Source organism: Mesorhizobium sp. 128a (assembly GCF_053848025.1).
Genome location: NZ_JBSPKY010000054.1, coordinates 1 through 6,713, shown reverse-complemented (window position 1 = coordinate 6,713; position 6,713 = coordinate 1). Strand labels below are relative to the sequence as shown.

The following is a 6,713-nucleotide window of genomic DNA, read 5'->3' as shown; positions in this document are numbered from 1 at the left end:
CCTGCACCGGCTGCGGCGTCCACATGCACGGCCCGGTCGAACGCGACCATCCGTTCAAGGGCCTGTCCTTCATCCATCCCGAGCGTTTTGAGGAAGATGGCTGGTCACCGCCAGGCTTCACCGCTTTTGTCTCGTCGATCATCGAATCCGGCGTCGATCCGAAGCGCATGGACGGCATCCGCTCCCAGTTGAAGTCGATCGGGCTCGAACCCTATGACTGCCTCAACCCCGGCCTGATGGACTATATGGCCACCTGGACGGCCAAGAAGTCCGGCGCCTTGCCGGCTTGAACGACTGGGAGATTTCAGGCAGGGGCCGGACACGTTTCCGGCTCTTCCTGGAAAAAACGATATTAGCCCGGTGAAACCGTCGGGAGCCCAATTCGGGTCAGACGCCGCCCTTCGTGCTGCCGGGGAATCCAAAGGGGATCAAGACCTACAAGGATTTGCCAAGACCGGTGAGACGATGGTGACCGGCATCGGCTACAGCTTGATCGAAAATGCCAAGAAAGATGGGGTGCCGGAATCGCAGATCATGGAGGTTCCAGGGCCGTCCGAAATGTTGGCGGCAGTTGTAGGAGGCCGGGCAGCGGCTGCTGCTCACAGCTACCTAACGCTTGAGGATATGGCTGAAAAGGCGGGCGGAAAGGTCGAGGTTACGGATCCTCAATTGACATTGTTCTCACCAAAATATTTGAGTAGATTCAGGTACTTAGCATTTGTGGCCTTCGAAGTCAAATTTTGTTTGTAGCACCCATTTGTCCCTGCCAGCTGAAGCTCTCCAGTCCGTACGCGAACTCAGATGAACGCTGCGCGCCAAGTGCGGCGCAGTCTGACAATCCGAATCTTGGGGCCAATGACACTATGACTGTGGCGGCGGACGGGTCGGTTTCAGGGCCGGATCTGTTTGTAGATTCTGAGAGGAGCAGGTAAGGGGAGGCCGGCCCTTTTCACGCCGCCCTGCGTCCGCCAGTGTGACGTCGTCGCTTCTGCAAACCCCATGTGTGGTCCCTTCAGGACTGGATATCCTTTTCGTTGAGAAGGTCGTATCAATCGCCGCGAAGGATGTTAGCTTCGCGCGCTGCCGCGACAAACGCCTTTCGGGCTGCAAGTGAATGAGCTTCACCCCGAAGTACCTTTAGGCAAGCGTCCATAGCGGCCCGATGTCTCTCCGTCTGACGACTAAAGCCGCGCAGCAAGATCGAGGCCGCATCGTTGACATCGACCACCTGACGCTCGGTATCATGTCGGCCAATCTGGATCACGACTGGCCTCTCAAACCTGGTCAAGTTGGCCATCCCGGCTGCCCTTCAATCCTCGCGGTTACAGCCGAGAGAAAAACCGTGTCGATTGATCCCGCTTGTGGAGCGTCCCTGTCGGCCGTTCGATCGAGAGTTTGGTCCGGGGAGGAGTTCCAATGATGTTTAGCGTCAAGAGATGTTGCTCCAGCTCTCTGTCTGCCACCGATAGGCGATGATTCAAGCGCAGATAGTCCGTCCACGTCGGCGTACGAAAGCTTTCTGTCCATAGCATAGGATCCTGAAGATCACGTTGTAAGTTCCAATGCCGCGCACCGACACGGTTTTGTGCTCGTCGTCTTTCCTGCATCCGGTTGAGGAAATTTTCGACGTGAACCTCTGGTATCGAGTACTCGATTTTGACGACAATCGGCCCACTTCTTGGCTTCAGGTCGATAGCCAGTTGAGGCGTTTCGAATCCCAAGGGATCCTGGTCGCGATCCTGCCATTGACGAATAGGCAAGAACAACCCAGTGGCAGCCACTATCAACAGAGCGGCCGCCGAAATTTCCAACGCCGTGCTAAGCGAATAGTGCTCAGCCACTGTGCCCCAAAGCCAACTGCCGGCTGCGATACCGCCGGCGGACAAAGCGTAGTAGGTCGACAGCGTGCGCCCAACGACCCACCTCGGGCTTGCCAATTGTACACTGACTTCCAGGCCCGTCCAGGTGACGACCCAGCCCGCCCCGCCAAACGCTAGCGCAACCGCAGCAACCGGCACTGAAGTGGTGAAAGCGAGAGCGAGACAACACGCGGCGCACGCAATGGAAGCTAACGTGGTCAATCGCTCCTGTGACAGTGATCTTCTCAAAACATTGTTGCAGATGCCGACGCAAAAGGCTCCTGTCCCAAAGCCCGCCATCAACACACCATAAACGATTGGTCCCCCTCCTAGTTGGTCGCGGGCGACGAGAGGTAGCAGCGCGAGTATTGCGATGCTTGCAAGGCCAAAAAGCGCACCACGCGCGATGGCGGTTTTGATCTCCGTCGATAGCGAGGTGAAACGAGCCCCGTCATGGATTGCGGTGGTTAGAGCTTCTCGCGGGAGAGGGGATAAGCGAACGTCCCATTGGTGGCGCCTTATAGTCCAAAGCAACGCTGCATAGGTAAGAGCGGCAACTGTGAAGGCTGTGAGAGGGCCGAATTTGGCAACTACAATCCCGCCGAGCGCTGGGCCAACACAACGCACGGCATTATATCCGACCGAACTGAGAGTGACGGCTGCTGGAACTTCGCTTTTTTTCAGGATATCGCCAAATGAAGCGTACCAAGCGGGATCGGTGAAAGCAGCACCTGCTCCGGCCAGGCAACTAAAGGCGAGGACCATCCATGGGTTGAATATTTCGAGGCCAGCAAGGATAGCCAACATCGTTGCAGAAGACGCTATTAAGCACCAACCAATGAACATGAGATTGCGGCGACTATAGTTGTCCGCCAAGGCCCCCGCGACAATTGACAGGACGAACGTGGGCAATGTCGTCGAGGCCTGTACCAAGGCGACCATGACGTCTGAGGTCGAGATTGTGGCCATCAGCCAGCTAATCGCAACCGCCTGCATCAGCCAGCCAACATTCGCAACCTGCGCAGCGAGCCAGATTGAACGGAATGTCAAGTTCCGAAGTGGTGCAAAGGTGGCCGAAGTGCGTGTCTGCTCAGGGTCAGTGTCCGTACTCATGCTCCTACACCCGCCATCATGCACGGTACCGGCATTGCTGCTGCCCAATGTGGCTTAAGCTGTGTTCACTTGTGAACGAGAAAGGGGGTTAAGGAAGCGGCCGAGCTGCGACTCATTTTGATGACAATCTGACGCTAGTCGTTCGACGTCAAATGCAGTTTGCTTATGGCAGTCATCTAACACGCAGATAGGTCCAAAAGCGGCGGAGGCGACTGGCGTGCTGGACGCCAGTCAGACAGTGGATAACGGGTCGAAAGCAGCTGCGACGCACGCCAGGCGCCTGGTGAATACGGTCATTATCTCGAACCGAGATGGGCGCGATACACACACTGCATTTGACTGTCAGGGTTCGACGCTCGAAGCATTTGTTGAGATATAGCACGCGGTGCTTTTCGCTCGCATCATCTAGGCGCCGGCACCCGATAGTCTGCGTCGATCTATGCGACCTGGAAGGCCAGTGTGGGGCCATTTTGGCATGGGAGAATTCGAATGCGCAGCGTCAATGATTTCGCGGAAATTCATGAAGAGGCCATCGCTTGGCGCCACCATCTGCACCAAAATCCGGAACTTGATTATCGAGTTCACAACACGGCCAACTTTGTCGCTGAAAAGCTGGCGTCATTCGGCATCAACCACATTGAAACTGGTATTGCCGAGACTGGCGTGGTGGCTGTGATCCAAGGTGCGGGTGGCGACGGCCCGACCATTGGCCTGCGTGCCGATATGGATGCGTTGCCCATTGTTGAAGCGAGTGGAAAGCCCTGGACATCGTTGGTCGAGGGCAAGATGCATGCCTGTGGTCACGATGGCCATACCGCCATGCTGCTCGGCGCTGCAAAACATCTCGCTGCCACAAGGAATTTCAAAGGCTCAGTAGCGCTTATTTTCCAGCCTGCCGAGGAAGACGGGCAGGGCGCCAATCGTATGGTCCAGCAAGGGCTAATGGACCGATTCAACATCTTGCAGGTTTATGGCATGCACAATATGCCGGGCATCGAGGTGGGCAAATTTGGCATCAGGGACGGGTCTATCATGGCCGCCCTCGACGAGTTCGATATCGTCATTACCGGCCGTGGTGGGCACGCTGCTACCCCACACCACACGATCGATCCGGTCGTCGTTGGGGCACAGATTATCCTGGCTCTCCAGACTCTTGTGTCAAGAAACCTCGATCCTACGGAAGCGCTGGTCGTGTCCGTCCCGAAGTTCACCGGAAGTGAGTCCTACCACATTATCCCCGACACCGTGACGCTTGGCGGCACAGTGAGAAGTCTGTCGCCCACGTTGCGAGATTTCGCAGAGAGGCAGATCAAGGTGTGCGCTGAAAACATCGCAGCCGCGTTCGGAGCTAAAGTGGAATACCGCCACCGGCGCCTCGAACCGTTGACGTTCAACCATACGGAGCCAACGGAACTGGCAGCCGCAGCGGCACGGAGCCTCGTCGGACGTGATGCCGTCAATGAACAGATCAAACCTATGATGGTTTCCGAAGACTTCTCCTACATGCTGCAGGCTCGGCCGGGTGCGTTCCTATTTCTGGGAAATGGTCCAACGGCTGGCTTGCACAATCCGACTTATGATTTCGACGACAACGCAATTCCTTACGGTATTGGTTACTGGGTGAACCTGGTGGAAGGCACCTTGGGCAACTAGGCCGAAGGGCTTTGCCGGCCATCCATGACCAGCGAAGAAAATCATAGTTTTTGGTCTGTTGGCGCCGAAATTCAACGCCAGAGGCCGAATTGTCGGGAAGTTCGCCCCAGACTTTCTGATAAATTTTGAATAGCTGACCGACCTACCGCCGGGCATCTGTCATCCGAAAGAGAGAAAAATGGCTCTGAGCAACTTAGGAACCGCGCAAATTCAAGAGAAGGATCGGAATTACGTTTTCCATCCTTCAACCCATCTTGCCAAGCATAGTCGGGGGGAGACCCCGAACCGCGTGATGGCGGGAGCAGATGGCGTCTATATCTGGGATACAGAGGGTCGCAAAAGCCTCGACGGGTTCGGCGGACTCTACTGCGTGAATATGGGCTACGGATGCAAGGAGATTGCCGATGCTATTTCCACGCAGGCTCATGAGCTCCCATTTGCTCACGTCTATGCAAGCCAGAGCACAAAAACGGTGACCCTCCTTGCCGAAGCCGTTGTTGAATACTTCGGCGAGAATATGCGCCGCGTCTATTTCGGGCTTTCAGGATCGGACGCCAACGAGACCAACATTAAATTGGTATGGTACTACAATAACGTCCTTGGTCGCCCCGCAAAAAAGAAAATCATCTCGCGGCAGCGCGGCTACCATGGCTCGGGCATACTGACCGGAAGTCTAACCGGCCTGGCATTCTTCCACAACCATTTCGATCTGCCGCTCGACATCGTGCGTCACACAACCACACCGCATTGGTACCGCCAGGCACAGGACGGCGAAACTGAGGAGGCGTTTTCGAAGCGCTGCGCCAATGAGCTCGAAGCCCTCATTATCGCCGAAGGCCCAGACACGGTGGGTGCTTTTATTGGCGAGCCCGTTCTTGGCACCGGCGGTATCGTCCCGCCGCCGCGGGGGTATTGGACTGAGATCCAGGCGGTGTTGGACAAATATGACATCCTCCTGATTGCTGACGAGGTCGTGACCGGCTTTGGCCGCACAGGCGAGAAATTCGGCTCTCATCTTTACGGCATGCGTCCTGACTTGGTTACGATCGCCAAGGGCCTCAGTTCTGCCTACCTCCCGATTTCGGGCTCGATCATTGGGGAACGGGTTTGGTCTGTATTGGAGCAAGGCAGCGAAAAATATGGCCCCTTGGGCCACGGCTGGACGTACTCAGGTCACACCCTTTGCGCCGCAGCGGCGCTGGCGAACATCCAGGTGCTAAAAGAGCGCAATATTCTCGAACATGTCCGGGAAGTAGGGCCCTACTGGCATGGACAGATGAAGTCCAAGCTCGAAGGTCACCCCATCGTCGGCGAGGTTCGCGGCGTCGGTATACTGTCGGCCGTCGAGTTCATGCGCGACCCGAAAACGCGCGTGCCCTTCGACGCGAGCCTTCAGGTAGGTGTGCGCGCTGCAGCAGCCTTGCTTGAAAACGGCGTGATCGCGCGGGCCATGCCCCACGCCGATACTCTCGGTTACGCGCCGCCCCTGATCATAAAAAAGGAAGAAATTGATATCATCGTCGACGCCACGGTGCGTGCGGTCGATACAACGTACAAAGCCCTCCAAGCTGAAGGCGCGGTTTAGTCTCCCAAGACTCGACTGTAGGGCCTGCGTTCGGCCCGACCCTCACCAGTTAGGTGTGAAATGGCCGGGTGTCCATCGGACATCCCGGCCGTTTTTTGTGTCCGATTGCTTACCAATTAATGGGAGCCAACCTTGGCGTCATCAGCCTGAGCAAACCGCGGTCTGGTCTCGGCCCCTGCGATGCGCCGATCAACTCTCCCCAGCGAACGTGCACCTGATGATCCGGTAACGCGCCTTGAAGCTCGGCAGGCTGGCAAATCATGGATGTTAATGCACCGACCCGCCAGCTTAGCCGCGAAGCTAGATCTGCATGCGAGGACAACAGGATCAAGGTTGATGCGGTCGATCATCGCCACAAGTTCACCTCCGGTTGCTCCTAGCTATCCCGGCTGACGGGCAGACAAAGAAGGGCAGATCCTTGAGATCAGTGGAGCAAGCTGCGTATTTCGCAAAAACGGGACAGTCGTTCCGCTAAATCGCGGACAGCAGTTTCACTAAGTCGC

General features: G+C 56.5%; 5 protein-coding genes and 1 pseudogene. 4 read left to right on the top strand and 2 right to left on the bottom strand.

The window, feature by feature from the left end; genetic code table 11:
- Positions 1 to 290, top strand: a pseudogene (locus ACWTU9_RS32815) (S-(hydroxymethyl)glutathione synthase); the annotation flags it as partial.
- Positions 291 to 465: 175 nt separating this feature from the next.
- Complete coding sequence (locus ACWTU9_RS32810; RefSeq protein ID WP_455861948.1) at positions 466 to 750, top strand: hypothetical protein; 285 nt, start codon at positions 466 to 468, stop codon at positions 748 to 750.
- Between the two features lie 298 nt (positions 751 to 1,048).
- Here ACWTU9_RS32810 and ACWTU9_RS32805 read toward each other — a convergent pair whose 3' ends face one another.
- A complete protein-coding gene (locus ACWTU9_RS32805; RefSeq protein ID WP_455861947.1) occupies positions 1,049 to 1,297 on the bottom strand; it encodes a DUF982 domain-containing protein in 249 nt (82 codons plus the stop codon).
- A 25-nt stretch (positions 1,298 to 1,322) separates the two neighbouring features.
- Complete coding sequence (locus ACWTU9_RS32800) at positions 1,323 to 2,972, bottom strand: MFS transporter (RefSeq protein WP_455861946.1); 1,650 nt, start codon at positions 2,970 to 2,972, stop codon at positions 1,323 to 1,325.
- A 489-nt stretch (positions 2,973 to 3,461) separates the two neighbouring features.
- Between ACWTU9_RS32800 and ACWTU9_RS32795 the strand changes: the two genes are divergently transcribed.
- Positions 3,462 to 4,625, top strand: coding sequence for a M20 aminoacylase family protein (locus tag ACWTU9_RS32795; RefSeq protein ID WP_455861945.1), 1,164 nt, complete (start codon positions 3,462 to 3,464; stop codon positions 4,623 to 4,625).
- A gap of 178 nt (positions 4,626 to 4,803) precedes the next feature.
- Complete coding sequence (locus ACWTU9_RS32790) at positions 4,804 to 6,210, top strand: aminotransferase (protein ID WP_455861944.1); 1,407 nt, start codon at positions 4,804 to 4,806, stop codon at positions 6,208 to 6,210.
- Positions 6,211 to 6,713 lie beyond the last annotated feature (503 nt).

Coding starts and splice junctions, on each gene's coding strand:
- ACWTU9_RS32810 (WP_455861948.1), top strand. CDS start 466: ATGGTGACCGGCATCGGCTACAGCTTGATCGAAAATGCCAAGAAAGAT.
- ACWTU9_RS32805 (WP_455861947.1), bottom strand. CDS start 1,297: ATGGCCAACTTGACCAGGTTTGAGAGGCCAGTCGTGATCCAGATTGGC.
- ACWTU9_RS32800 (WP_455861946.1), bottom strand. CDS start 2,972: ATGAGTACGGACACTGACCCTGAGCAGACACGCACTTCGGCCACCTTT.
- ACWTU9_RS32795 (WP_455861945.1), top strand. CDS start 3,462: ATGCGCAGCGTCAATGATTTCGCGGAAATTCATGAAGAGGCCATCGCT.
- ACWTU9_RS32790 (WP_455861944.1), top strand. CDS start 4,804: ATGGCTCTGAGCAACTTAGGAACCGCGCAAATTCAAGAGAAGGATCGG.